Here is a 24056-nt window from a genome sequence, read left to right as displayed (position 1 = left end):
CGCATGAAAGTTAAAAATATAATAAAATGATAAAATGATAAATAATGAGGCATTACCTTCAGATTTAATAATTGAGCCACTAAAGCTCAAACATTTGTCGATGCTGAGAGCTGAAAATAATTCTAAATACCTTGGTATATTTCAAATTTTATTATGCAAAAAATGGTTTTCTTCATTAGAGTCAAGTTTTACTAATTTGATTCCTACTCGAAACTCAACATGTTTAGTAGCAGTAGAAAGAGATAATATAATTGCATATATTTTAGCTACTCCAGTAAACCGTAGAGGAACTTGCTGGTCAATATCAGAACCAATCTTTATAGGAGAATCAATATCCTTTAGTCGTTATAATTTGTTGGAGAGTTTATTAAGAAAAGTTCTTTATGAAAGTAATATTAATACCAAAAGTTTTTTAATTTCTATAAATACAAATGATAATCAAAACTTATCAGTAATAAGACAATCTGGTTTTCAACCGCTTAGAATAATAAAGTATTGGAAAAGAAAAGAGGGTATTAAATTTAGACAGAAAGAATATAAAGATAATTTTATCTGGGAAAAATTAAATGAAGAAAATAGCCAGCAGATTTGGAGACTTGAGCAAGCAAGGGAGTCAATTAACTTTAGGTCAATTTTTGATAGGCAATGGCATGATATCTATGAAAAAAGAAATACACTAACTGGTGTTATTAAATCAAAAGAAAATAGTATTATCGCAGGTTTAATTCCATCTGTTTGCCCCCAATATAATTTTACACTCGAGCTAATAAGAGGATTAGCATGGGATGAACGACTAAATAATTATATTCCACAAACAATTAATAATATCAAAGCTGGTAAAAAGAATTGTTATATAGAAACGACAAGTGAGGATAACAAGTTGAATGAATTTTTAAATAAAAGTAACTGGGAAATAATAGAAGAGAGAGTTCTTCTAGGAAGAAGTGTTTGGAAAAGGAACAATGGATATAAATTAAAATCCATCGAAACTGAACTATTAACTAATATTGTAGGAAATTTACAGCAACAACCGGAACTACCTTCAACTATTCAAATTGGAAAAAACAAATGATTCAGCCAAAACCCTGTTCAGTTTTAAGTCTTGATATTGGAGAAAAGAGAATTGGTATTGCAGGTTGTGATCCTCTAGGAATATCCATAACTCATCTCCCTGCAATTTTTAGAAATAGTTTTGAGAAAGATTTAAAAGAATTTGGGAAAATATGTTTTAAACGAAAAGTTGAAGGACTCATCATAGGAAATCCTCTTGACATGTATGGCAAGGAGACTAATCAATCTACTCGATGTAAAAGATATGGATTTAAATTAGCGAAATGTTTAAAACTTCCTTTGGCTTTTATCAATGAACATTGCTCAACAATCGAGGCTAAAGAGAAATTCTCTTTAAAAAATGACAAGACTGGAAAAATAGATAGTGCAGCCGCCGCTATACTTTTACAACAATGGCTTATTGAGGGACCTGATCTGGATGACTCAAATTAAATTATGCATATGATGTGAAAACATAATCAAATAAAACCAAAGACTGACTAATAAAAGCTTAACTATGTCATCAACAAATAAAAACGACGAAGTACCTACTCTTTTAGTTAAAGATTCTCAAGGGTCAGACCTACTATGTTTTCTTGAACAAGTAGTACCTTTCGAAGGTAATGAATATGCCCTTTTAACACCAGTAGATACGCCTGTATCTCTGTTTCAATTAATTGAAGATCAAGATCCAAAGCTAATAGAGACAATTGAAAAGAATGAGCCAATACTTGAAGTAGCTGATGTAGTCCTTCAAGAACATGATCTTAGACTTGTTCGCTCAGCCATCACCCTTACAGTTTCAGGTGAATTAGATGAACCCGAACCAGAAGAAATTGAAGAAGAAGACATTGATGACGAGTCAGAGACTTACGAACTTCTTGTAAATTTTAGAGTTGATAATAATGATTATGGTCTATACATTCCGCTTGACCCTTTCTTCATAGTCGGAAAAATAGAAGCTGGTGAAGTAAAGCTTGTTGAAGGTGATGAGTTTGACAAGATACAATCAGGAATTGAAGCTGAACTTGAGGGAAGGGGATTATCAGAATAAACATAAAAGAATTACTTATTCCACGTTGGAAGGTAAACGATAAAATTTCAAAGATCTCGATAAATGATTTATTATCGAAAAATCTTAAAGCATTAATAATTGATGTAGACGGAACATTAACTTCTGGGAACAAGCCAGTACTATCAAATGATATAAAAAATTGGATTGTTAATTCAAAAAAATACTTTTATACCTACTTATTCAGCAACAATCCATCTAAAAGAAGAATAAAATTGATTGCTGATGAATTAGATTTAGAATTTACATACTCTGGTGGCAAACCAAGTAAAAGGAAGTTAAAGAAGATCCTAGATAAAATTCCTTATTCCGCGCATGAAGTAGCAATAATTGGAGATAGAGTTTTTACTGATATTCTTGTGGGCAATAGATTAGGAATGTATACAATATTGGTAGATTCAGTAGATTATTATGGAGAAAAAATTGAAAGAAATAAATTTCAATCCATAGAAAGATACATTGCAAGACTTATAACTGGAGACTTTTTATGACAACTTTTGTAATCAAGATTGGTACAAGCATTTTAAGAGGAACAGATAAATACACAACTTTTGATATCATTAATAATTATTGTTCATACATCTCAAAAGCCCAAAGAAATGGCGATAAAATTATATTAGTATCTAGTGGAGCAGTAGGCCTTGGATGTCATAAAATGGGCTTCAAGACAAGACCGAAAGAAATAATATCTCTTCAAGCCTCTGCCTCAATAGGCCAACTTCATTTAATGGCTTTGTATGAAAAAGCCATGATCAGTTTTGGATATAAAGTTGCACAAATATTATTAACTAGGTCAGAATTGGGCTCAAGAAATAGTTATAACTCAGCTTCGCAAACATTAAAAAGATTGATCGAATGGGATGTTATACCAATAGTCAATGAAAATGATATAACCTCAGATGAAGAGTTAAAGTATGGTGATAATGATACTTTATCTGCATTAGTTGCAACAGCTATATCTGCTGATCAACTAATATTATTAACTGATATCGACCATCTATATTCTTCTGATCCCAAAACTAACATTAAAGCTAAGCCAATTAAAGATATTAATAATTCAAAAGAATTAAATAAATTAGAACTAGCAAATGAACAAACTTCTTGGGGGACTGGAGGAATAAAAACAAAACTAACTGCCGCAAAGATAGCCACTGAAAGTGGTATAAAAGTTCAATTAGCCGATGGTAGAGCTCCTAAAACATTAGGAGATTTACTTGATGGAAAAAAGATAGGAACTGTTTTCCACCCTCATCCCAAGCCCATAGGGAATAGAAAAAGTTGGTTGGCTCATGCAATTAAACCAGTTGGAGAAATACAGTTAGATGATGGTGCCAGTGAAGCTATCAAAAACAAAGGTGCTTCACTATTGTTAGTTGGCGTGAAGAAAGTTAGTGGTAATTTTATAGCTAATCAACCTATAAAAGTTATTAACACCGAAGGAGAACAAATTGCTAAAGGAATTTGCTCAATGAGCAGTGATGCTATAAAGATAGGAATTAATTCAAGATCCGACACAACAGGATCTCCCCTAGTTATTCATCGCGATGTTCTTGTTCTAACAAGTGAATAACTCAGACAACATATTAATTTTCACTTCCCCAATCAACTCAAATCATGCAATTCAATGAAATTGTCGAAAAACTGAAGCTAGGTCAATCTAGTGTCATTGACTATAAGATAGCAAACAATCCAGTTATCATGTCTGCAGCTTCTTTAGAAAAAGCCAAGGGAAATGACATAAGTTTTCTAGATAATAATAGTCCATTAAATCTTAGGAATCTCATCAAAAAATCGAAAGCATCTGCTTTATTATTACCAGCAAATGATAATTATATTGTTGAAATAGCAAAGAAGATTTCAGTTGATTGGATACTACTTAAAGAGCCAAAGATTGCTTTTGCTGAAACACTAGAGTTTCTTTATCCTTCTGAAATAGAAAGAGAAGGTATCCATAAAAGTGCTGTCATCGGAGAAAATGTAAGAATTGGCTCCAGCGTTTCAATTGGAGCTAATGCTTATGTTGGAGATAATACAGAAATTGGAGCTGGGACAGTTATTCATGCCGGCGTTGTTATCTATAAAAATGTAATAATTGGTGCTAAAAATTTAATTCACGCAAATAGTGTTATTCATTCTGGATCAACACTTGGAGACGAATGTGTAATTAATGCGAATGCCGTTATTGGTGGTGAAGGTTTTGGATTCGTGCCCACATCACATGGATGGAAGAAAATGCCTCAAGTAGGAATAGTTATTTTAAAAAACAAAGTTGAAGTTGGCAGTGGCTCTACCATTGATAGGCCATCTGTAGGGGAGACAATAATTGGTGAAGATACAAAAATTGATAACCTAGTTCAAATTGGTCATGGGGTTACTACCGGTAAAGGATGCGCTATGGCTGCTCAAGTAGGTATAGCTGGAGGAGCACAAATTGGAAACGCAGTTATTCTTGCTGGACAAGTAGGCGTAAGCAATAAAGTCAAAGTTGGAGATGGAGTTATAGCCAGTTCAAAGACAGGAATAGTATCTAATATTGAGGCAGGAAGGGTTGTTAGCGGCTTCCCTGCTATTCAAAATAAACTTTGGTTGAGATGCTCTGCTAATTTCAAAAAACTACCTGAGATAGCAAAAGCTATTCGTCAATTAGATCGCAGAAACTCCAGGTAAATTTTTCCCTTGATTAATAAGAACAAATGAATTCTTACAAAATAACATTATTGCCAGGTGATGGAATTGGTCCAGAGATAACAAACGTCACACATAAAATCCTTGAACTCGTCTCAAGGAAATTTGGCTTTGAACTCAAATTCAAAGAAATGCCTTTTGGTGGATCAGCCATAGATTCCGATGGTATCCCTTTCCCAGATAGAACTTTTCAAGAATGTAAGAATTCTGATGCTGTTTTGTTAGCGGCCATAGGAGACCCAAAGTATGACGAATTGCCAAGAGAGAAAAGACCTGAGACAGGTTTACTTAATCTCAGATCTTCATTAGATCTTTTCGCAAATATCAGACCAGTAAAAATCATCCCATCCTTAACCAAAGCAAGTAGCTTGAAAGAAGAATTTGTTAAAGAGGTTGATTTAGTAGTCGTTAGAGAACTTACTAGCGGTATTTACTTTGGAGAGCCTAAAGGAAGGATAAAAACAGAAAACGGAGAAAGGGCTTTTAATACGATGACATACACTTCCGAGCAGGTTAATCGAATAGCAGAAATTGCTTTTAAATTGGCCAAACAAAGAAATCAAAAAGTTTGCTCAGTTGATAAGGCTAATGTTTTAGATGTAAGTCAATTATGGAGAGAAGAAACAATATTGGTTTCTAAAAATTACAAAGATATAGAGCTAACTCATCAATATGTAGATAATGCCGCAATGCAACTTGTTAGAAATCCAAGTCAATTTGATGTGATTCTTACAAGTAATTTATTTGGAGATATTCTGAGCGACATTGCAGCCATGCTTACAGGATCAATTGGCATGCTTCCTTCTGCTTCATTAACTATTGATGGTCCCGGAGTCTTTGAACCTGTGCATGGTTCAGCTCCTGACATAGCAGGTAAAGATATAGCTAATCCAATAGCGATGCTTTTATCTGCGGCAATGATGCTAAAAGTTGCCTTTAATGAGACAAAAGCGGGAAATTACATAGAAAATGCAATTAATGAAATTCTTACTGACGGTTATAGAACTTCGGATTTAAATAGCAATGAGATGACAAAACAGGTTGGTTGCTCTCAAATGGGCGAACTATTGGCAGAAAAATTAAAGTAATTAGTTCACAAATTAAAAAACTCTTTGAATAGTTTCCCTTTGAGGGTCAGTCGACCTGTAAAAATGAAAGTCAATACATAAGCGTCGATGTCAAAGCTTCACCCAGTAGTAGCTGTAACTGGTTCATCCGGAGCAGGAACAAGCACTGTTAAAAGAGCATTTGAGCATATATTTGCTCGTGAAAAGATTGTACCTGCGGTTGTTGAAGGAGATAGTTATCACCGTTTTGAAAGAATGCCTATGAAAAAGGCAATGTCTGAGGCACTATCAAGAGGTGAAAACTTTTCTCATTTTGGGCCAGAGGCAAATTTATTCGACAAATTAGAAAACCTATTTAGTCAATATGGAAAAACTGGCGGTGGTCAGAAAAGATATTATTTACATAGCCCAGAAGAAGCAGAAGAACACAACACCCGTCTAGGGACAAAATTAGATCCAGGTCAATTCACTCCCTGGGAAGATATTCCAACTGGAACAGACCTTTTGTTTTATGAGGGACTACACGGTGGCGTAGTAGGAAAAGATTATGACGTCGCTTCATTTGCTGATTTACTTGTTGGTGTAGTACCAATCACCAATCTCGAATGGATCCAAAAAATACATCGAGATAATGCAGAAAGAGGATACTCAGCCGAAACGATTGTTGATACGATTCTAAGAAGAATGCCTGATTACATTAATCACATATGTCCCCAATTTAGTCGTACAGATATTAACTTCCAGAGAGTTCCGACCATTGATACTTCAAATCCATTTATTTGCAGAAATATTCCAACACCCGACGAAAGTTTTGTAATTATCCATTTCAGAAAAGGTTCAAGAGAAAAATGGGGGATTGACTTCCAATACTTATTAGGAATGATACACGATTCATTCATGTCAAGTCCTACAAGTATTGTTGTTAATGGTGGAAAAATGGGATTTGCTATGGAACTTATTCTTACACCAATTATTCATAAAATGATAGAAGAGAAAAAAGCTGCAGGATAATAAAATCTATCTATCTATATAGATAGATACAAACCAATTAAATATATTTTTAATAGAAAAAATTAATAAATCATGTCTATTAATATATGCTTTACTTTTATACTTTTATATTTCATATCTTCCATTTCGATAGAAGATATACACACCATGATAATAAGTGAAAAGAAATTAATATTATTTGCCATCTCTGGTGTCCTTTATTTGTTATGCATAGGATTATTAAATGAGAAAAAAGATATCATAGATTTAATAATCAATAATTCCTTTTCAATGGTTATTATCTTTACACTAATGTATTCTATAAGTTATATAAGTTATAAGATTTTTGGAATAAATTCATTAGGAATGGGTGATATAAAACTCTCTTCGTTTAGTACTATATGGCTTGGAATTGAATTGAGTCTTATATCATTATGCATTTCATTTTTACTTTCAGCCATATATAGTTTGCATGGAATACTTACTAAAAAATTTATACCATTACAACAATATCCATTTGCACCATTCCTATCGATTGGGATATTTTGTTCTTGGATTATAGATAAGATTTAAGCGTTCTAATCCCTTTAAAGGGACTCAAGGTATTAAATTAAATTCAATCACAAAAAATCTGTGTCATTATTCGACTGGTTTGCTGATAGAAGGAAAGGCCAGTTTGTTGGCAAAGTCACTCAGGAATCTGAAGAAAGTGATGGACTATGGGAAAAATGTCCAGAATGTGGGCAAGTAGTTTATAGAAAAGATTTAATAGACAATTGCAGTGTTTGTAGTAATTGTGGGCATCACAATCGAATAGATAGCGAAGAGAGAATAAGAATAATTACTGATCCAAATACATTCAAATCAATCAATAATCATTTAACTCCAGTTGACCCTCTGGGTTTTAAAGATCGACGAGCTTACGCAGATAGGCTCAGAGAAAGCCAAGCTAGCACTGGTCTAAAAGATGGAGTTTTAACAGGGACATGCGAAGTTAATTCTATTCCTATGGCATTAGCCGTGATGGATTTCAGATTCATGGGTGGCTCAATGGGATCTGTTGTAGGAGAGAAGATCACAAGACTTATCGAACACTCAACCAAAGAGAAATTGCCATTGCTAATTGTTTGCGCATCGGGTGGTGCTCGAATGCAAGAAGGAATGTTAAGCCTTATGCAAATGGCAAAAATTTCAGGAGCGCTTGAGCGACATAGAGATGCTCAGTTACTTTATATGCCTTTACTTACACATCCCACCACTGGAGGCGTTACAGCTAGTTTTGCCATGCTTGGAGATTTAATACTTGCAGAACCCAAAGCACTTATTGGATTTGCAGGAAGAAGAGTAATTGAACAAACACTTAGAGAAAAACTTCCTGATAATTTCCAAACAGCTGAATATCTTCAAGATCATGGTTTCGTAGATACCATTGTCCCTAGGACAGAACTTAAAGAAACTTTGGCAAAGATACTTCGATTACATAAGACACAAGAAGTAAAGTTACAAACTAATGCATAAAACGAATCGAAGGTTAAAAATAAACTTGATTATCTTGTGAATATCTTAGTCCTAATATTAATTATTTTATTTAATAGGACAAACATAATATATGCGGCCAATATTAATTGGATTGAAGTTAGTAAAACGCCATCAGGAATTCAATATTTAAATAAAGATAGTATTGATATTAAAGAAAAAAACATAATAGAAATAACAACGAAATACATAAAAATCGACTCAAGTACTTCAAATGAAATAGAGGAGAATATTTACATAATGAAAATCAATTGTTTGACTAATAAATTCAAAGATATTTCAGTTAATGGTAAAAATAATTTAACCGCAAAATGGGAAGACCCAAATGGGGATAAACTATTAGATGATGTGATTTCAGATAGCTGCGAAAATGATTAAACTCATCAATTATTTAAAAGAATGATCAATACAGTTCAACCATTACGTATAGCAATTGCAGGACTAGGTTTCGGTGAAAGTGTTCATATCCCTGCAACATTATCTAATAAGAATATTGAGCTTGTGGGGTTGTGGCATCCTCGAACAGAAAGGCTCAAAGAAGCCTGCAATAAGTACAATCTTCATGCCTACGAGACCTGGGAGGATTTAGTCACTGATTCCAAAATAGATGGAATAATTATAGCTACTCCACCAGCTCCAAGATACGAGCTTGCACTAGAAGCAATAAAAGAAGGAAAACATCTTTTACTAGAAAAGCCAACTTGCCTAAACTCTGAAGAGGTAAAAGAGCTTCAAAGAAATGCCCTAAAAAGAAATTTAAAAATAGCTGTCGATTACGAATATCGAGCTGTTCCTCTGTTCATGCAAGCAAAGCGAATAATTAACGAGAAGAAACTAGATGAACCTTATTTTGTAAAACTAGATTGGCTAATGAGCAGCAGAGCTAATCCAGATAGACCATGGAATTGGTATTCAGACGAAGATTCTGGTGGAGGGGTATTGGGCGCGTTAGGTACCCATGCTTTTGACATGATTCATTGGCTAATTGGTCCAACTCATTCATTAAGCGCAATAAATTCAACTTCAATCAAACAAAGATTTTGCACCCAATCAAAAACCATTAAAAAAGTTACCAGTGAAGATGTAAGCATTTCTCAACTACAAATTAAAAGCTTTAATAACAATTTGATTCCAGTCCAAGTAAATCTCTCTGCAGTAACAAAACAAAGCAGGGGTTTTAGTCTAGAAATCTATGGGCGCAATGGAACTCTTATTCTTAGCAGTGACAATCAGAACGATTATGTACACGGATTTGGGCTGTGGTTCTCAACTAAGGAAGAAGTTCTTAAAAGTATTCAACCAGATTCAGATCTTTCTTTTTCAAAAATTTGGACAGATGGACGAATTGCCCCAGTAGCAAGAATACAAGACTGGTGGGCTCAAAGCATAAAAGACGGTACCCCAGTTATTCCAGGCTTAGCTGAGGGATTAGCAAGCCAAATTGTTTGTGACAAGGTTAAAGAATCAAACTCGATTGGAATGAAGCTTGAAATAAATTAGAGAAATGCACAGAAAAGATATAAATTTTCTTTTTTAGGTGTAATAAGCCACAAAAAGGGCCTTTGATATGGAATAATCTTAATGAAATTTTTGTTGCATAAATGGCACTCTCGTACTACGCAGAAGAACTAAAGAAAACAGCAAGTGCCATAGCCCAGCCAGGCAAAGGGATTCTTGCTGTTGACGAATCAACTAAAACAGTAGGTAAAAGGCTTGCTTCAATAGGTGTTGAGAACACTGAGGACAACAGAAAAGCATATAGAGGTATGCTTTTCACCACAGAAGGTCTTGGAAACTTCATAAGCGGAGCGATTCTTTTTGAAGAAACTCTTTTCCAGAACCATCCAGATGGTGAGCCAATGGTTAAAAAGCTTGAGAAGCTAGGAATAATTCCAGGAATCAAGGTTGATAAAGGTCTAAGACCATTAGCTGGTGGACACGATGTAGAAACTTTTTGTTCAGGTTTAGACGGTCTTGTTGAAAGAGCTGCTGATTATTACGAGCAAGGTGCAAGATTTGCTAAGTGGAGAGCAGTGCTTCAAATAACAGACGATGGTTGTCCTTCTAAACTTTCTATTAGAGAAAATGCTTGGGGTTTAGCAAGATACGCTAGATCAGTTCAAGAATCTGGTCTGGTTCCAATTATTGAACCAGAAATCTTAATGGATGGTTCACATTCAATTGAAAAGACAGCAGCAGTTCAAGAAGAAGTAATCAAAGAAGTTTACTTAGCTTGCCAAGTAAACGGAGTACTTCTAGAGGGAACTCTTCTAAAGCCATCAATGACGGTTCAAGGTGCTGACAGCTCAACAAAAGCTGATCCTCAGCAAGTAGCTGAAATGACAATCCGTACAATGGAACGCTGTGTACCTGCAAGTGTCCCTGGTATTACTTTCCTTTCAGGTGGCTTGAGCGAGGAAGCTGCATCAGTTTATTTAAATCTGATGAATAAGATCGACAGAAAGGCTAAGTGGAATGTTTCATTCTCATATGGTCGTGCTTTACAACATTCATGTCTAAAAGCATGGAAAGGCTCGAACACTGCTGATGGACAAAAAGCACTCATAGCTAGAGCTCAAGCAAACTCTGAGGCATCAAAAGGATTGTATGTTGCTGGTTCTCAGCCTTCTTCTGATGAACAACTATTTGTAGCTGGATATAAGTACTAAGCTAAAAAAGCTAATAAAAAGCTGCTATCTCTCATTTTGATAGCAGCTTTTTTAATGCCTTGATTTATAAATTCAAGAAAGAAGTGTACTAAGAATTGACTTGCCATCAATATTACCTAAAGCATCATCACAAGCTCTTTCAGGATGTGGCATCATCCCCAAAACATTTCCTTTTTTATTTGTAATTCCAGCAATATCATTGATTGATCCATTAGGGTTATGAGCGTATTTTAGAGCAATCGAATCATCATCCTGCAATTTTTTCAAGACGTCATTAGTACATTGATATCTCCCTTCTCCATGAGCAATAGGTAGTGAAATAGAATCATGTTTTTTATAATTTTTCATCCAAGATGATTTTGTACTTTCAATAGATAAATTTGCTTTATCACAAATAAAATGTAGATTCTTATTTCTTGTCAAAGCTCCATGCAAGAGACCAAGTTCAGTAAGTATTTGAAACCCATTACAAATACCAAGAACTTTTCCACCTTTATCAACAAAAGAGATTAAAGAATTTAAAACAGGTGCGAATCTTGCTATAGCTCCACAACGTAAATAATCTCCATAACTAAAACCCCCTGGAATGACAATTGCGTCATAACCACTTAAATCAGTAGTTTCATGCCATAGAAAACTTGTAGGAATTCCCAGGCATCCTTCAGTAGCCCACCTGACGTCCCTATCGCAGTTCGATCCAGGAAAAACAATAATTCCGATATTCATTTATTTAGTTTGTAAGAGTTTTCTGTTCGTCCTTAAATTCCAAAGACCAGTCCTCAATAACAGGGTTTGCGAGCAATCGATCACTCATTAACTCAATCTTCGATCGAGCTTCCTCCTTATTTGCCGCTTCGATCTCAAGTTCAATAGATTTACCAATTCTTAGTTGAGTAACTCCTTCTATTCCTAATCTCTTAGTAGCTGACCTAGTAGCCTCTCCGGCCGGATCCAAAACAGAAGGTCTTAAATGAACAAAAACTCTTGCTTTAAATAAAGACACTTTTAAAAATCAATGGGATTTCCTACTGCCTTCCCTTAGTTAACCCAAGAAAGAAGGTTACAAAGTTATTGTAGATAATATTTGATAAATTTCTAATTGATACTTTCTCATTGTTCACTTATTAATCCTTTACCTAGGCATGTCAGACAAGTGTGATAACAATTTGGGCTAGATTTCATATAACCATTACCGCCACATTTACTGCAGGTCTTCAGATTCAAAGCATTGGCAACACTCTGAACTTCATTTTTCTCGGTAGTGGAAACTGCTTGACTCACAACAAAAAGTCCGGTTAGAAACTATTAAAAAATTGGTTTAAGAGAATTATCTCCTAACTCACAAAGAATCGCGGATAAAAATAAAAATACAACCTATTTTTAATATAAATATAATAATTTGAACCGATTAATTAAAAAGAAGATTCAAAAGCTTTTTTAACTCCGCCTTTCAGGCTCAAAGAGACTAAATCAATCCCAGTCTTAGAAGGTTTCCAAGAATCATCATTCGCGCTCTCAAACCATGAATTAAATCTAGATCCAACCATTTGGATCTGAAGGGGCAAAGCCTTACCCTCTATCCAGCATCTCCCTTTTATTCGAAGAATTTGATATTCCGGAACAAGTTTTAAAAGTATTTCTTTCAATGAATTTTGATTAATTGGGAATTCAAATCTTAAATGCTCACTTATTACATCAACATGGTCATGGTCATGGTCATGGTCATGGTCATGGTCATGGTCATGGTGATGGTCATGGTCATGGTCATGGTCATGGTCATGGTCATTTTGATCTGATCGAGAAATATTGTTTTGTTCTTTGCAAAGGCCGAGAATTACTGAAGGTTCAATTTTTCCATTAGATATTGGCAGAATATTAGTAATGGAATTCCCTTGCTTTTTCACCTCATCCCTAACAAATGAAAAGCTTTTTGCAGAAAGCAAATCAGACCTACTAATCAAAACGAGATCAGCAGAAATCAATTGATCTCTAAAAAGATCATTTATTGGAGTTAAATGATCAATACTATTATCATTTGTTATTTGTTCATTAATACTTTTTAAATCGCCCACTGGACTTCCGTTTGAAAGAGCATATCCATCAACCAAAGTTACGACACCATTAATGAAAACCTTACTTCTTATTGCAGGCCAATTAAGAGCTTGCAGTAAAGGCTTTGGCAAAGCAAGACCACTGGTTTCAATAATGATTCCATCAAGCTGATTTGCTCTAAGTAGCAAGGCTTCCATTGCAGGTAAGAAGTCCTCTTGAACAGTGCAACATAAACAGCCATTATTCAATTCAACTATTCTTTCATCTACTTCATCATCAGAGCAAAAGCCACAGGTTTTAAGAAGGTCTCCATCTAAGCCTACTGTTCCAAATTCATTAACTACTACAGCTAGACGTTGATGAGATTCACTCAAAAGATATCTCAAGAGTGTTGTTTTGCCAGAGCCCAAAAACCCAGTAACCACAGTAACTGGTAGACGACTATCACTCATCTTTATTTTTGTTCAACAAGTCAGCAACCAAGACTATAGCTTGTATCCTCCTCGGTTTTTGAATTTGTTCCAGAAGCCATAGAACATAGTTCTTTTTGTTGTATTCGACTTATCACCGCATCTGTAAAGTCAGCTCCTTCAATAAGAGCATCTGTGAAGGTACTTTCCATCAATAATGCACCATTGAAGTCGACATCCCTTAAATCGGCTCCTTCGAAATCAGTTGCATATGCCAAAGCGTCATTTAGCTGCGCACCATGCAAATCTGCTCCATTCAATTTACTATTATTAAACACTGCTCCTGTCAGATTTGATTCACTTAAATTTATGCCCTTCAGATCTAGTTTTACGAAATCATTTCCACTTAAATCCTGGCTAGACATATCCTGGGAAATATTGAGTTCTTCTTGATTGCGAATCTCAGCAGGCGTTCTAGCAAAAACACTTTGACCAGGAAAAATCAAAACAAAAATAAGTAATGCAGCAAAAACAATTGCTTTAAAATCAGAGATGAAAGAAGTTTTTTTGTTCATTGGAGCTTAAAAGGACTTTTAACAGGTAATTTAATTATTCACGTTATGGCAAATAGGGCCAAGAATGAATCATGTCAATGAGCTTAAGAGTAATAGTTCCTCCTCACCCACTCATATCACATTGGTTAACTATTTTAAGGAACCCTACTACCCCAGAAATCCTCTATGCAACAGGCCTAGAACAACTTGGCACCTGGCTCACTTATGAAGCTCTAAGAGATTGGATCCCAAGTAAAAAAGAACAGATCACTACTTCAGCAGGAACAACTGAATGTTCAATTATTGATCCAAATATTCCTATTTTGGCAATTCCTTATTTGCCTGCAGGGCTTGAGCTCTTTAGAGGTGCTAGAAATTTAATTCCTAATTCAAATTTGTGTATTGGCGGGCTACCTAAAGAAATTGAGGAAAATGCAGGAATTATTTTTTACATAGATCAAATAACAACCGGTAAACAACTTTTAAAAGATTTAAATCATCTTAAAGATAAAAAAATTGATACAAGAAGGATAAGAGTGATTACAGCATTAGCTGCTAATCAAGGACTTAAAGAAATCGGTGAAAATATTCAAGATTTGAATATTTATTGTGCTTGTATAGATCCTGAATTAATATCAGAAAGTGAACTATCACCCGGAATTGGTGATCCATCATTACGTATCAAAACCAGAGTCACCTCATCGGACTAGCATTTAAGGAAGTTTTTCAAACCATGAGCCAATATCGAGATTCAAATTCAGGAAGTTTGGCATCATTAATTAGTGGTGCCGTACTTGGAGCTGCAGGCTTAGCTTGGTGGTTACTTTCTGAAGCCGAGAAAAGGCAAGAAACCAGAAAGCAAAAGGCAATGCTTTACGCACCAAGAATTCAAGATGGTTCTGAGGCAACTGAATTAGAATCAAATACTCTAGGGAATCAAACCAACGAACACCTTGAGCAACGTGTTGAACAGCTTAATTCGGCAATAGCAGACGTACGGAAACAATTAGAAGACCTGGGATCTTCTAATTAATTCTAATTTTTAAACAATTAAATAGAAATCAAATGCTTAGATCAAATGCGATAACACAGGGTATTCAGCGGTCACCGAACAGAGCAATGCTTAGAGCTGTTGGCTTTGATGATAATGATTTTAATAAACCAATCATTGGAATCGCTAATGGTCACAGCACAATAACCCCATGCAATATGGGATTAATGGATCTGGCTAATAGAGCAGAGGCCGCTTTAAAAGAGGCTGGTGCAATGCCTCAAACATTCGGGACCATAACTGTTAGTGACGGCATCTCTATGGGAACAGAAGGGATGAAATATTCATTAGTTTCAAGAGAAGTTATTGCTGACGCAATTGAGACAGCTTGCAACGCTCAAAGCATGGATGGTGTATTGGCAATAGGTGGGTGTGACAAAAACATGCCCGGCGCAATGTTATCAATGGCAAGAATGAATATACCTTCAATCTTTGTTTACGGAGGAACAATTAAGCCCGGGAAATTAGACGGTTGCGACCTAACCGTAGTTAGTTCTTTTGAAGCTGTCGGTCAATTAACAAGTGGGAAAATAGACGAAGAACGTTTAATAGCAGTAGAAAAAAATGCTATCCCTGGTCCTGGTAGTTGTGGTGGCATGTTCACTGCAAACACCATGTCTGCGGCAATTGAAACGATGGGTTTTAGTTTGCCATTTAGTTCAACAATGGCAGCTGTAGATGATGAAAAAGCAGAGAGCGCTGCCAAGAGTTCTCAGGTGCTTGTCAATGCAGTTAAGAACAACATCAGACCATTAGATTTACTCACAAAAAAAGCCTTTGAGAATGCGATCAGTGTCATCATGGCTGTTGGTGGCTCAACAAATTCTGTTCTTCACCTACTTGCAATAGCGAGGACTGCAGGAGTTGATTTAACAATCGATGACTTTGAACGTATAAGACAAACTGTTCCTGTAATTTGCGACCTCAAGCCAAGCGGTAAATACGTAACGGTAGACTTACATCAAGCCGGGGGGATTCCTCAAGTGATGAAATTACTCCTCGATGCAGGAATGCTTCATGGAGAATGCAAAACTATTGAAGGTAAAACAATTAAAGAAGTTCTTAGAGATATCCCCTCAAAGCCCAAAGAAAATCAAGATGTTATCAGAGCAATATCAAATCCTATTTATAAGAAAGGACATCTAGCTATTCTCAAAGGAAATTTAGCTAGTGAAGGAAGTGTCGCAAAAATCAGTGGGGTCAAAACTCCTGTTTTAACTGGGCCTGCAAGGGTTTTTGAGAGTGAAGAAGAATGCTTAGCTGCAATTCTAGACAATAAAGTCAAAGCTGGAGATGTAGTAGTCGTTAGATATGAAGGGCCTGTAGGAGGACCCGGGATGAGAGAAATGCTATCTCCAACTTCAGCAATTGTAGGTCAAGGGTTGGGAGAGAAAGTTGCTCTAATTACAGACGGGCGATTTAGTGGGGGATCATATGGATTAGTGGTCGGCCACGTTGCTCCAGAAGCAGCCGTTGGAGGAACAATTGGGTTAGTAGAGGAAGGAGACAGTATTACTGTTGATGCTAATAAATTATTAATTCAGTTAAATGTGGAAGACCGAGAACTAGCTATAAGGAAAGAGAAATGGAAGAAGCCAAAGCCTAGATATAAGACAGGCATTCTTGGAAAGTATTCCAGACTAGTAAGTTCATCAAGCCAAGGAGCTACAACCGATCAAATATAGTTCAGTTTAACGAAGCCTTAAAAACTGTCCTGAGTTTTCTCGCAAGGGACTCAAAAAGTTTTCCATATGAAGGCGTTTCGCATTGGACACCAGATGAGCTATCCATCCAAACAGCATGCTTCCCTTGCCATAATATCGGCCTATCAATTAATGATTTCCAAGATATAGTCATATTTACATCATTCCCACTTTTATACACTTCAAGTTCAATATCCATAGATTCTTCTCTTTCGCCGTCTATATTTCTAGATTGAATTTTAAAAATCAAGTCATCAGGCTCATTATCATCATCTAATTGATTTTCTAAAAAAACAGAATGAACATATGGCTTCATACAAAGGTCTGCCGCTTTGGCAACTTCAGCTATCAAGCTATCTTTCGAATCAGGAGTATGCACTAATTGACTTAATTAAGACTTTGATAGGACCAGCAAAAAACCCTGAGTTCATTTTGCCTGGCTGACCAAATTTTGAATGGAGTACTTGAAATCTATTGATACAAGTGGGATCAAAACTAAGCGGTAGCCGAACAGGCTTTGCTCGACGAGCCGGTTCCAAATCTTTAAAGGGTATTTTTATACTACTAACTCCGTTTTTCTTTGTGGGTATTGATGCCACCCAACGAATATCACCTTTTAGAAGATTGGATAGTGATAAAGGTTTCTTTTCACAAGCAATTGCAAATTTCAATGTTCTCCCTTCTCCTTCAACTTCAAGAATTAATCCAGAATATTTGGAAAGATTAAAAGGCTTATCAAAAATTGGAGAGCGGCAACTAACAAAGCCACCGCCTTCTTCTACTAAGTTACCCTCAAGAAATAAGCCTTTCTCTGAAGAACGGCACTTTGCAAGACTTGATCCGCCCATAATTGTGTCATTCAGAGATTTCCAATCTGAAAATTCTGCCCCCTGTATGAGAGGAGTTATTGAAATTTCAGTCGGGGGTGAATCAGGAATCAATTAAGAAGTATGCTCTACTCATACAATAATCTAATTAGGAAGATGGGTAAGCATCTTTATCAGCTAAGACAATAATTTCAGAGTTTGGTGAAACTAATTTTGCAGGTGTTCGCTCCCATGATTCTGATTGATCAAGTAGACGTTTAAGAGCCGTTTGTTTAGCAGATCCACTGATTAGGAAGACCACATTGTCTGCTGAACTGAGTAGTTTACTTGTAAAGGTAATTCTTTTATGACCTTTACCTTCACCAACAGTTATTAGGCTATCTTTTTCAAATAATGCATCCGAGCCAGGAAAGAGGGAGGCTGTATGCCCATCATCTCCCAAGCCCAATAAAATTAAATCAAATTTTGGTGGATCCCCATCCAAATTATTTTTCAAAATTTTTTCATAATCTTTAGCACTTTCCTCTGGCGATGCTAATTCAACGGTTGAAACACTAAAAAATGATGCTTGTAGGGAAGGGTTACCTTCTTTAAATAATGAATTATTCAATAGAAAGCAATTGCTATCTTGAGATTCATTGTCAACCCATCTTTCATCTCCAAGGAACAAATCGACGTTCATCCAATCAATATTTTTTTTACCCAATAAAGAATAAGCAGCCTTAGGAGTCGAACCACCACAAAGGGCAATTTTTGCTTTATTTTTAATTTTTAAAGTTGACTCAACAATCTGAGCAATCAAATCAGAGGCAGCTTGAGCGAGAGAGTTTTTGTCTTCTGAAACTTGAATTTCATATTTAGTCATTAGTATCAATCAATCCATTCAGTGTGAAATGATCCGGCTTTGTCTACGCGCTCATAAGTATGAGAGCCAAAACAATCTCTCATTGCCTGAACCAAATTTTGGGGAAGTCTAGAGGTTCTAAAGCTATTTAAATAATCAAGAGTGCTACTTAAACACGGAACTGGAATTCCAGCATTAGCAGCAGCAGAAACAACCTGAGTCAGACCAGAAAGACGATTATTTACCTGTTCAGTAAACCAACTATCTAGAATAAGATTGCTTAACTTCGGATCTTTTTTAAATGCATCCTGTATACGACTCAAAAGAGTAGACCTTATTATACAACCACCTTTCCATATTTGAGCTATCGAGGGCATGTCAAGATCGTAATTATATTCATCAGAAGCAAGTCGTAAAATGTCCATACCTTGGGCATAGCTAGCTATTGTAGCCAAAACGACTGCATCCATAAGCAAAGGCATTCCATCAGAAGGCTTTCCAAAATCAACAAACGAAGGCTTATTGCCGTTCAAAATTGTTTCTGCATAATTTCTTTGATCTTTCATCGAACTCATAACCCTTCCATTCAAAGATGCATAGATAGTTGGGACAGAAGCACCAAGTTCAAGCGCGCTTACGACTGTCCATAAGCCAGTACCTTTCTGGCCCGCCTTGTCCATTATCTTTTCAACAAGATCGGAACTATCATCAGGATCCTTAACTCGTAAACATGCCTCTGTGATTTCAACAAGATAGGAGGAAAGCTCCTCGGTTTTATTCCAATAGCCCATAACAGATGCCATCTCATCACCGCTCATTCCACAAACTCTCTTCATCAAGTCATAGGCCTCAGCCAATATTTGCTCGATCCCATATTCAATACCATTGTGAACGGTCTTAACAAAATGTCCTGATCCTCCTGGGCCGATGTAAGTCACACAGGGGCCGTCTTCTACCTGAGCAGCCATTTTGTTCAACAAACTCTCTATGGCGTCATAAGAAGTCTTTGTGCCACCAGGCATCATGCTTGGTCCTTCCAAAGCCCCCTTCGCTCCTCCTGATACACCCATTCCGATGTAACCAAAACTCTTACTCTCAAGTTCTTTTACTCTTCTTTCAGTATCCATAAATTGGGCATTTCCACCATCAATGAGTAAGTCCCCTTCCTCGAGGAAAGGCGAAATTTGATTAATTACAGCATCAGTAGCTGATCCAGCCTTAACCATCATTAATACTCTTCTTGGACGTTCCAGCTTTGATACAAATTCTTGAAGATCCTTCGCTCCTTGAATTGATTTATTTAAACCTCTACCTTGAAGGAAATCTTCAGTTTTTTGATAAGTACGGTTATAGACCACACTAGAAAAACCATTTCTCTCTGCATTAAGGACAAGGTTCTCACCCATTACTCCAAGACCGACTAATCCAAAATGTGCCTTGGTCATTAAGTTAATAAATTTCTACTTGAGTTAGTGTGACGACTGTGGAATCATTTCGCTGCATTAATGGGCTCAATGTCAGGGATGAAGGATTCTTTAAAAAATATTTAATAATAGAATCTTGAAAAATTAGGCTTACTAAATTTCTAATGCATTAAATAAAAATCAAATAATGGTTCCATCTGGAATTGTGGCATTTTTGACGATAACAACAATTCCATTACGAATATAAAAACCTTGATCTGCACGATCAGCTTCTTCCACGTTGTCTTTATTGACTATCGTCACATTGTCTCCGATTCGAGCGTTTTTATCGAGAATTGCTCTTTTAACAGTTGTTCCTTGTCCAACACCTAATGGTATACCCCCACCATTTCTTAGAGCTATTCTCTCTTCATAAGACTCATAAAAATCAGATCCCATTACCAGGGTTTCATTCAGAACAACGTCACTTTCAATTCGACTCCTTACTCCCAATACACAATGGTGAATGCTACATGATTTAAGTATTGACCCCTCGGAAACTATTGAGTCAGTTATTTGGGTATCTACAATTTTTGAAGGAGGCAAATATCTAGGCCTAGTGTAAATAGGGAACTTTTCATCATAAAAACTAAAAGGAGGAGTCGGTTGCTGAGTTAAGGCTAAATTCGATTCAAAAAATGCACCAATAGTTCCTATATCCTCCCAGTAATCATTAAACACATAACTCTTGAGTTTATCTCCTCTTCCCAAAGCTTCAGGAATAATTTCTTTTCCAAAATCTGTATAGGAGGGAAATTTATTTAACAAGTCAAAAAGAGTAGAACGACTAAAAACATAAATTCCCATTGAAGCCAAATAAGGTTTCTCTTTAGCCTCACTTGCTTCCAAGCCAAACCTTGAAGTATCCACAGCCATTGCTTTCAAAGAATCACCAGTTGGTTTTTCACGAAATTCCTTAATATTGCCAGATTCATCAGTGCGCATCAAACCGAATGCTTCAGCTTGAGCTGAATCAACTGGCAAAGCTGCAACTGTTAAATCTGCTCCTGTTTTTCTATGCTGTTCAACAAATAAGCTGTAATCCATACGATAAAGCTGATCTCCAGAGAGAATCAAATATTCATCAACATCCCACTCCTGAAAAAGCCATTGATATTTTCGTACAGCATCAGCAGTTCCCTCAAACCAAGATGGTGTTTCTGGTGTCTGCTGAGCAGCCAAAACCTCAACAAAACCTTGTCCAAAAGGTCCGCTGAGATTATAAGTTTGCGCAATATGCCTGTTTAGTGAAGCGCTATTGAATTGAGTAAGAACATACATTTTACTGATGTCCGAATTTATGCAATTACTTATGGGAATATCTATTAGTCGATATTTACCGGCTAATGGAACAGCGGGTTTTGCTCTCATTTTGGTTAATGGATATAGGCGTGATCCTTTTCCACCGCCAAGTATGATGGCAAGTACTCTCTTCATGAAGGCACTATTAATCGGCTATTTGGAGCAAACCTACTGGATAGAGTGCTCATTAATCCAGAAAAAAGTGATATGTAGTAAGAAATTCAAAAGTAAATAACAATATCAGTTGTTTTTGGGCTTGTTTAAAGAACTAGAAACATCGAGATTAAAAAGTTTTTCAATCACATCAAGAGCATCTCTACGCTCATTCCTTGATTGAGGTGCTCTTAATTTCGTCACTGGGGTATGAAGTATTTTGTTAATGATGCCCTTGCTTAATGCCTCAACAACTTTTCGTTCTCTAGCAGAGAAATCAGGTCCCATTCTGCTTAATGCCTTCTGAAGTTCTTCTTTCCTTATTGACTCCAAACCAGATCTAAGACAATTAATAGTAGGAACTGCCGCTAAACTATCCCACCATTCCAGAAAAATACGACACTCCTCATCTATCAAACCTTCCGCTTCTAAGGCAAGTTTTTGCCTTGCTTCTTGATTTCTCGATACGACTTCTTGAAGATCATCAACATCATGAGATTCAATCCCAGAAACTGATTTTGCATCAGAAGAAATATTCCTCGGGACTCCAATATCAATAAGTCTTAGCAAAGGTTTTCTATCGATTTTATTCAATTTTGCAGCATCAATTATTGGCTCATTGGCAGCTGTACTAGTAAAGACAAGAGTACTAAGTGAGAGACAGCTATCAAGCTCATCTATTAATTGACAATCAATTTGAATATCGGGAAATGCTGCTGAAAGGTCCTCAGCCCTTTTCTTCGTTCTATTTAAAAGAGTAAGTGAGCAACATCCTTTTGATTGAAGATGCTGAAGCAATAAACGACTCATTCTTCCAGCCCCAACAACTGCAACCTTTTCAGTTTCTAAGCTCATTAATTGGTCTCTTCCGTGTGCTTGACCAAGTTTTAATTGAGCTAGTTCTACAGCCGCAGAACTTATAGAAACTGCACCAGTTCCAAGATTTGTCTCGCTTCTTACGCGTTTACCAGTACTAACTGCCTGTGTTAATAGTCTATTTAGGATAGGGCCGAGACTTTGATGATCTTGGCCAAGACGTACCATTTTTTTTACTTGAGAAAGGATTTGTCCCTCTCCTAAAACCAAACTATCCAAACCAGCTGAAACTCTCATCACATGAGAAACTGCTTTCTCTTGGACAAAGTTAAATAAATGTGGGGACAAAGTCTCATCTTCAAGGCCTGAAAATTCAAGAAGAAAAGATTTAATTGCTTCTATTCCTAATTGAGGGTCCTTAACTAAGCTATAAATTTCAAGCCTGTTACATGTACTCAATATTGAAACTTCTAATATTTGATCAATTTTCTTTAAATTATTAAACGATTTTTCAACGCTTTCTTCCGGGATACTTAGCTTTTCTCGCACTTCGACTGGGGCCGTGCGATGGCTAAGACCGACGACAGCAATATGCATAAGCAGCCCCTTACTTTATTTACTTAAATCTCACTTCAAAGAGATGCTTTGAGCACCATCTTTGATGTGAACGGTATTAGTAAATCTTGCTGTTTGATCAAGCGTACTAATCACAAGGCTACTCGTTCTGGTGAAATCTTTTTCAAATTTAACTCCATCAAAAAGCAATCCATCTGTGATCCCACTACCAGCAAAAGCAACATTTTCTCCTGAAGCAAGTTCATTTGCTTCGTAGATCTTGTCAATATCAGTTATGCCCATTTCATTCAATCTTTTTATATTTCCCTCTTTTGTATAGTCAGCCCATTCTGATGTTTGAGCTATTGCGGGATCATAAACAAGTTGTCCTTGAAAATGTCCTCCAAGTGCCCTCATGGCAGCTGCTGAAATAACTCCTTCAGGAGCAGCACCAATACCCATTAGGCAATGCGTACCAGTCCCCTCAAAGCCGCATGCTATTGCCGCCTGGACATCTCCATCTGAGATAGGCTGAATTCTGGCACCAGTAGCTCTGATTTCAGAAACCAAATTTTTATGTCTAGCTCTATCCATAACAACAATGGTTAAATCACTTATTGCTATACCTAGACAGTCACTCAAGATTTTTATATTTTCTGTAGGAGTTTTTCTGATATCAACTTTGCCTTTAGCGGCTGGTGGAGCAGCTAATTTATTCATATAAAAATCTGGAGCATTGAATAATCCACCCCTATCTGAAGCTGCTAATACAGCCATCGAACCACGCTGGCTGTTGGCACATAAATTTGTCCCTTCACAAGGATCTACCGCAAAATCAACTCCAGGACCTGTTCCTGATCCAACTTCTTCTCCGATATAAAGCATTGGAGCTTCATCTCTTTCTCCTTCTCCAATAACGATCCTTCCTTGCATCTGAATCGTTCCCATTCTTTTTCGCATTGCCTCCACGGCAGCGGCATCAGCCTCATCTTTTTGACCCAAACCAGTCAATTGAGCCGAAGCAATTGCAGCTTGCTCAACTACTTCAAGAATTTCTTGGACGAGAGTACGATCCACTTTTTGCAGCTAGGTAAAGAAATTTACGCCTTAAGGCAGACAATATTGTAAGTAATTGAGGGCATTGAAAAATGCTCAGAAAAAAGTACTCACAAAAAACTTATTATCTGTTGATAAGCAATAATTACTGTATCAGTGCATGGTCACACTAGAACTTGTGACCATGAATTAATAGACTCT

The 24056-nt window shown here is 36.4% G+C and carries 28 protein-coding genes; 16 read left to right on the top strand and 12 right to left on the bottom strand.

Going from position 1 to position 24056, the window contains the following annotated elements; all coding sequences use genetic code 11:
* Nucleotides 1-34: 34 nt before the first annotated feature.
* From O5637_RS01090 to O5637_RS01030, 13 genes are all read left to right on the top strand, one after another.
* The gene (locus tag O5637_RS01090; protein ID WP_269605363.1) at nt 35-1072 is read left to right on the top strand and encodes a hypothetical protein; all 1038 of its coding nucleotides are present in this window, start codon (nt 35-37) and stop codon (nt 1070-1072) included.
* Complete coding sequence (ruvX, locus tag O5637_RS01085) at nt 1069-1503, top strand: Holliday junction resolvase RuvX (protein WP_269605361.1); 435 nt, start codon at nt 1069-1071, stop codon at nt 1501-1503. Before O5637_RS01090 ends, ruvX begins: the two co-directional genes overlap by 4 nt.
* Before the next feature lie 64 nt (nt 1504-1567).
* On the top strand, nt 1568-2104 hold the full coding sequence (locus tag O5637_RS01080; protein WP_269605360.1) for a DUF3727 domain-containing protein: 537 nt from the start codon (nt 1568-1570) through the stop codon (nt 2102-2104).
* The gene (locus O5637_RS01075) at nt 2092-2613 is read left to right on the top strand and encodes a YqeG family HAD IIIA-type phosphatase (RefSeq protein ID WP_332299760.1); all 522 of its coding nucleotides are present in this window, start codon (nt 2092-2094) and stop codon (nt 2611-2613) included. The genes O5637_RS01080 and O5637_RS01075 overlap by 13 nt, the downstream gene beginning before the upstream one ends.
* Nucleotides 2610-3692 (top strand): glutamate 5-kinase, encoded by a 1083-nt coding sequence (gene proB, locus O5637_RS01070; RefSeq protein ID WP_269605357.1) that lies wholly within the window; start codon nt 2610-2612, stop codon nt 3690-3692. The genes O5637_RS01075 and proB overlap by 4 nt, the downstream gene beginning before the upstream one ends.
* Before the next feature lie 44 nt (nt 3693-3736).
* Entirely contained in the window at nt 3737-4789 is a 1053-nt protein-coding gene (gene lpxD / locus O5637_RS01065; RefSeq protein ID WP_269605356.1) for a UDP-3-O-(3-hydroxymyristoyl)glucosamine N-acyltransferase, read from the top strand.
* 26 nt (nt 4790-4815) lie between these two features.
* Nucleotides 4816-5895, top strand: a complete 1080-nt coding sequence (gene leuB, locus O5637_RS01060) for a 3-isopropylmalate dehydrogenase (protein WP_269605354.1) — start codon at nt 4816-4818, stop codon at nt 5893-5895.
* A gap of 87 nt (nt 5896-5982) precedes the next feature.
* Complete coding sequence (locus O5637_RS01055) at nt 5983-6885, top strand: phosphoribulokinase (RefSeq protein ID WP_269605352.1); 903 nt, start codon at nt 5983-5985, stop codon at nt 6883-6885.
* A 72-nt stretch (nt 6886-6957) separates the two neighbouring features.
* Nucleotides 6958-7437 (top strand): prepilin peptidase, encoded by a 480-nt coding sequence (locus O5637_RS01050; RefSeq protein WP_269605350.1) that lies wholly within the window; start codon nt 6958-6960, stop codon nt 7435-7437.
* Nucleotides 7438-7497: 60 nt separating this feature from the next.
* Complete coding sequence (gene accD, locus O5637_RS01045) at nt 7498-8382, top strand: acetyl-CoA carboxylase, carboxyltransferase subunit beta (protein ID WP_269605348.1); 885 nt, start codon at nt 7498-7500, stop codon at nt 8380-8382.
* Between the two features lie 36 nt (nt 8383-8418).
* Nucleotides 8419-8778: a hypothetical protein gene (locus tag O5637_RS01040; protein WP_269605347.1), complete on the top strand. Its 360-nt coding sequence runs from the start codon at nt 8419-8421 to the stop codon at nt 8776-8778.
* Nucleotides 8779-8799: 21 nt separating this feature from the next.
* On the top strand, nt 8800-9900 hold the full coding sequence (locus tag O5637_RS01035; RefSeq protein ID WP_269605345.1) for a Gfo/Idh/MocA family protein: 1101 nt from the start codon (nt 8800-8802) through the stop codon (nt 9898-9900).
* Nucleotides 9901-10001: 101 nt separating this feature from the next.
* Complete coding sequence (locus O5637_RS01030; protein WP_158466423.1) at nt 10002-11069, top strand: class I fructose-bisphosphate aldolase; 1068 nt, start codon at nt 10002-10004, stop codon at nt 11067-11069.
* A gap of 72 nt (nt 11070-11141) precedes the next feature.
* Here the strand turns inward: O5637_RS01030 and purQ are convergent, their stop codons facing one another.
* The 5 genes from purQ to O5637_RS01005 all read right to left on the bottom strand — a co-directional run bounded on the left by purQ (nt 11142) and on the right by O5637_RS01005 (nt 14106).
* Complete coding sequence (gene purQ, locus O5637_RS01025; RefSeq protein WP_269605343.1) at nt 11142-11795, bottom strand: phosphoribosylformylglycinamidine synthase subunit PurQ; 654 nt, start codon at nt 11793-11795, stop codon at nt 11142-11144.
* Nucleotides 11796-11799: 4 nt separating this feature from the next.
* Nucleotides 11800-12072, bottom strand: coding sequence for a phosphoribosylformylglycinamidine synthase subunit PurS (gene purS / locus O5637_RS01020; protein WP_269605342.1), 273 nt, complete (start codon nt 12070-12072; stop codon nt 11800-11802).
* 107 nt (nt 12073-12179) lie between these two features.
* On the bottom strand, nt 12180-12350 hold the full coding sequence (locus O5637_RS01015) for a hypothetical protein (RefSeq protein WP_269605341.1): 171 nt from the start codon (nt 12348-12350) through the stop codon (nt 12180-12182).
* Nucleotides 12351-12481: 131 nt separating this feature from the next.
* Nucleotides 12482-13573: a GTP-binding protein gene (locus O5637_RS01010; protein ID WP_269605340.1), complete on the bottom strand. Its 1092-nt coding sequence runs from the start codon at nt 13571-13573 to the stop codon at nt 12482-12484.
* Between the two features lie 20 nt (nt 13574-13593).
* The gene (locus tag O5637_RS01005; RefSeq protein ID WP_269605339.1) at nt 13594-14106 is read right to left on the bottom strand and encodes a pentapeptide repeat-containing protein; all 513 of its coding nucleotides are present in this window, start codon (nt 14104-14106) and stop codon (nt 13594-13596) included.
* Nucleotides 14107-14177: 71 nt separating this feature from the next.
* Between O5637_RS01005 and O5637_RS01000 the strand changes: the two genes are divergently transcribed.
* Genes O5637_RS01000 through ilvD form a run of 3 tightly spaced genes read left to right on the top strand, consistent with a single transcriptional unit; the run spans nt 14178 to nt 16821 of the window.
* Nucleotides 14178-14795 carry a uracil phosphoribosyltransferase gene (locus O5637_RS01000; protein ID WP_269605338.1) on the top strand — a complete coding sequence of 206 codons (618 nt, stop codon included), beginning with the start codon at nt 14178-14180 and terminating at the stop codon, nt 14793-14795.
* A 23-nt stretch (nt 14796-14818) separates the two neighbouring features.
* Nucleotides 14819-15118 (top strand): hypothetical protein, encoded by a 300-nt coding sequence (locus O5637_RS00995; RefSeq protein WP_269605336.1) that lies wholly within the window; start codon nt 14819-14821, stop codon nt 15116-15118.
* A 32-nt stretch (nt 15119-15150) separates the two neighbouring features.
* Complete coding sequence (gene ilvD / locus O5637_RS00990; RefSeq protein WP_269605334.1) at nt 15151-16821, top strand: dihydroxy-acid dehydratase; 1671 nt, start codon at nt 15151-15153, stop codon at nt 16819-16821.
* A 1-nt stretch (nt 16822) separates the two neighbouring features.
* Here the strand turns inward: ilvD and O5637_RS00985 are convergent, their stop codons facing one another.
* The 7 genes from O5637_RS00985 to glpX all read right to left on the bottom strand — a co-directional run bounded on the left by O5637_RS00985 (nt 16823) and on the right by glpX (nt 23876).
* A complete protein-coding gene (locus O5637_RS00985; protein WP_269605332.1) occupies nt 16823-17218 on the bottom strand; it encodes a coat protein in 396 nt (131 codons plus the stop codon).
* Nucleotides 17205-17780, bottom strand: coding sequence for a CIA30 family protein (locus tag O5637_RS00980; protein ID WP_269605330.1), 576 nt, complete (start codon nt 17778-17780; stop codon nt 17205-17207). The genes O5637_RS00985 and O5637_RS00980 overlap by 14 nt, the downstream gene beginning before the upstream one ends.
* 34 nt (nt 17781-17814) lie before the next feature.
* Entirely contained in the window at nt 17815-18531 is a 717-nt protein-coding gene (pgl, locus tag O5637_RS00975; protein WP_269605328.1) for a 6-phosphogluconolactonase, read from the bottom strand.
* A gap of 5 nt (nt 18532-18536) precedes the next feature.
* On the bottom strand, nt 18537-19955 hold the full coding sequence (gene gndA, locus O5637_RS00970) for an NADP-dependent phosphogluconate dehydrogenase (RefSeq protein ID WP_269605326.1): 1419 nt from the start codon (nt 19953-19955) through the stop codon (nt 18537-18539).
* Between the two features lie 159 nt (nt 19956-20114).
* Nucleotides 20115-21410: a glucose-1-phosphate adenylyltransferase gene (locus O5637_RS00965; protein WP_269605325.1), complete on the bottom strand. Its 1296-nt coding sequence runs from the start codon at nt 21408-21410 to the stop codon at nt 20115-20117.
* A 105-nt stretch (nt 21411-21515) separates the two neighbouring features.
* Nucleotides 21516-22841, bottom strand: coding sequence for a glutamyl-tRNA reductase (locus O5637_RS00960; protein WP_269605324.1), 1326 nt, complete (start codon nt 22839-22841; stop codon nt 21516-21518).
* A gap of 30 nt (nt 22842-22871) precedes the next feature.
* Nucleotides 22872-23876 carry a class II fructose-bisphosphatase gene (gene glpX, locus O5637_RS00955; protein WP_269605322.1) on the bottom strand — a complete coding sequence of 335 codons (1005 nt, stop codon included), beginning with the start codon at nt 23874-23876 and terminating at the stop codon, nt 22872-22874.
* Between the last annotated feature and the right edge of the window lie 180 nt (nt 23877-24056).

The organism is Prochlorococcus marinus str. MIT 0917 (assembly GCF_027359575.1).
GTDB lineage: Bacteria > Cyanobacteriota > Cyanobacteriia > PCC-6307 > Cyanobiaceae > Prochlorococcus_B > Prochlorococcus_B marinus_D.
Note: the sequence above shows the minus strand (reverse complement) of the source record. Positions and strands in the feature narration are given on the sequence as shown.

Bases quoted from the DNA above. Each gene is read 5' to 3' on its own strand.
- ruvX (WP_269605361.1), top strand. From the start codon at position 1,069: ATGATTCAGCCAAAACCCTGTTCAGTTTTAAGTCTTGATATTGGAGAA.
- pgl (WP_269605328.1), bottom strand. From the start codon at position 18,531: ATGACTAAATATGAAATTCAAGTTTCAGAAGACAAAAACTCTCTCGCT.
- O5637_RS01035 (WP_269605345.1), top strand. From the start codon at position 8,800: ATGATCAATACAGTTCAACCATTACGTATAGCAATTGCAGGACTAGGT.
- leuB (WP_269605354.1), top strand. From the start codon at position 4,816: ATGAATTCTTACAAAATAACATTATTGCCAGGTGATGGAATTGGTCCA.
- O5637_RS00960 (WP_269605324.1), bottom strand. From the start codon at position 22,841: ATGCATATTGCTGTCGTCGGTCTTAGCCATCGCACGGCCCCAGTCGAA.
- proB (WP_269605357.1), top strand. From the start codon at position 2,610: ATGACAACTTTTGTAATCAAGATTGGTACAAGCATTTTAAGAGGAACA.
- O5637_RS01090 (WP_269605363.1), top strand. From the start codon at position 35: ATGATAAATAATGAGGCATTACCTTCAGATTTAATAATTGAGCCACTA.
- O5637_RS01080 (WP_269605360.1), top strand. From the start codon at position 1,568: ATGTCATCAACAAATAAAAACGACGAAGTACCTACTCTTTTAGTTAAA.
- O5637_RS01005 (WP_269605339.1), bottom strand. From the start codon at position 14,106: ATGAACAAAAAAACTTCTTTCATCTCTGATTTTAAAGCAATTGTTTTT.
- O5637_RS01010 (WP_269605340.1), bottom strand. From the start codon at position 13,573: ATGAGTGATAGTCGTCTACCAGTTACTGTGGTTACTGGGTTTTTGGGC.
- O5637_RS01030 (WP_158466423.1), top strand. From the start codon at position 10,002: ATGGCACTCTCGTACTACGCAGAAGAACTAAAGAAAACAGCAAGTGCC.
- gndA (WP_269605326.1), bottom strand. From the start codon at position 19,955: ATGACCAAGGCACATTTTGGATTAGTCGGTCTTGGAGTAATGGGTGAG.
- O5637_RS01055 (WP_269605352.1), top strand. From the start codon at position 5,983: ATGTCAAAGCTTCACCCAGTAGTAGCTGTAACTGGTTCATCCGGAGCA.
- purQ (WP_269605343.1), bottom strand. From the start codon at position 11,795: ATGAATATCGGAATTATTGTTTTTCCTGGATCGAACTGCGATAGGGAC.
- O5637_RS00995 (WP_269605336.1), top strand. From the start codon at position 14,819: ATGAGCCAATATCGAGATTCAAATTCAGGAAGTTTGGCATCATTAATT.
- O5637_RS01050 (WP_269605350.1), top strand. From the start codon at position 6,958: ATGTCTATTAATATATGCTTTACTTTTATACTTTTATATTTCATATCT.
- lpxD (WP_269605356.1), top strand. From the start codon at position 3,737: ATGCAATTCAATGAAATTGTCGAAAAACTGAAGCTAGGTCAATCTAGT.
- O5637_RS00965 (WP_269605325.1), bottom strand. From the start codon at position 21,410: ATGAAGAGAGTACTTGCCATCATACTTGGCGGTGGAAAAGGATCACGC.
- ilvD (WP_269605334.1), top strand. From the start codon at position 15,151: ATGCTTAGATCAAATGCGATAACACAGGGTATTCAGCGGTCACCGAAC.
- O5637_RS01000 (WP_269605338.1), top strand. From the start codon at position 14,178: ATGTCAATGAGCTTAAGAGTAATAGTTCCTCCTCACCCACTCATATCA.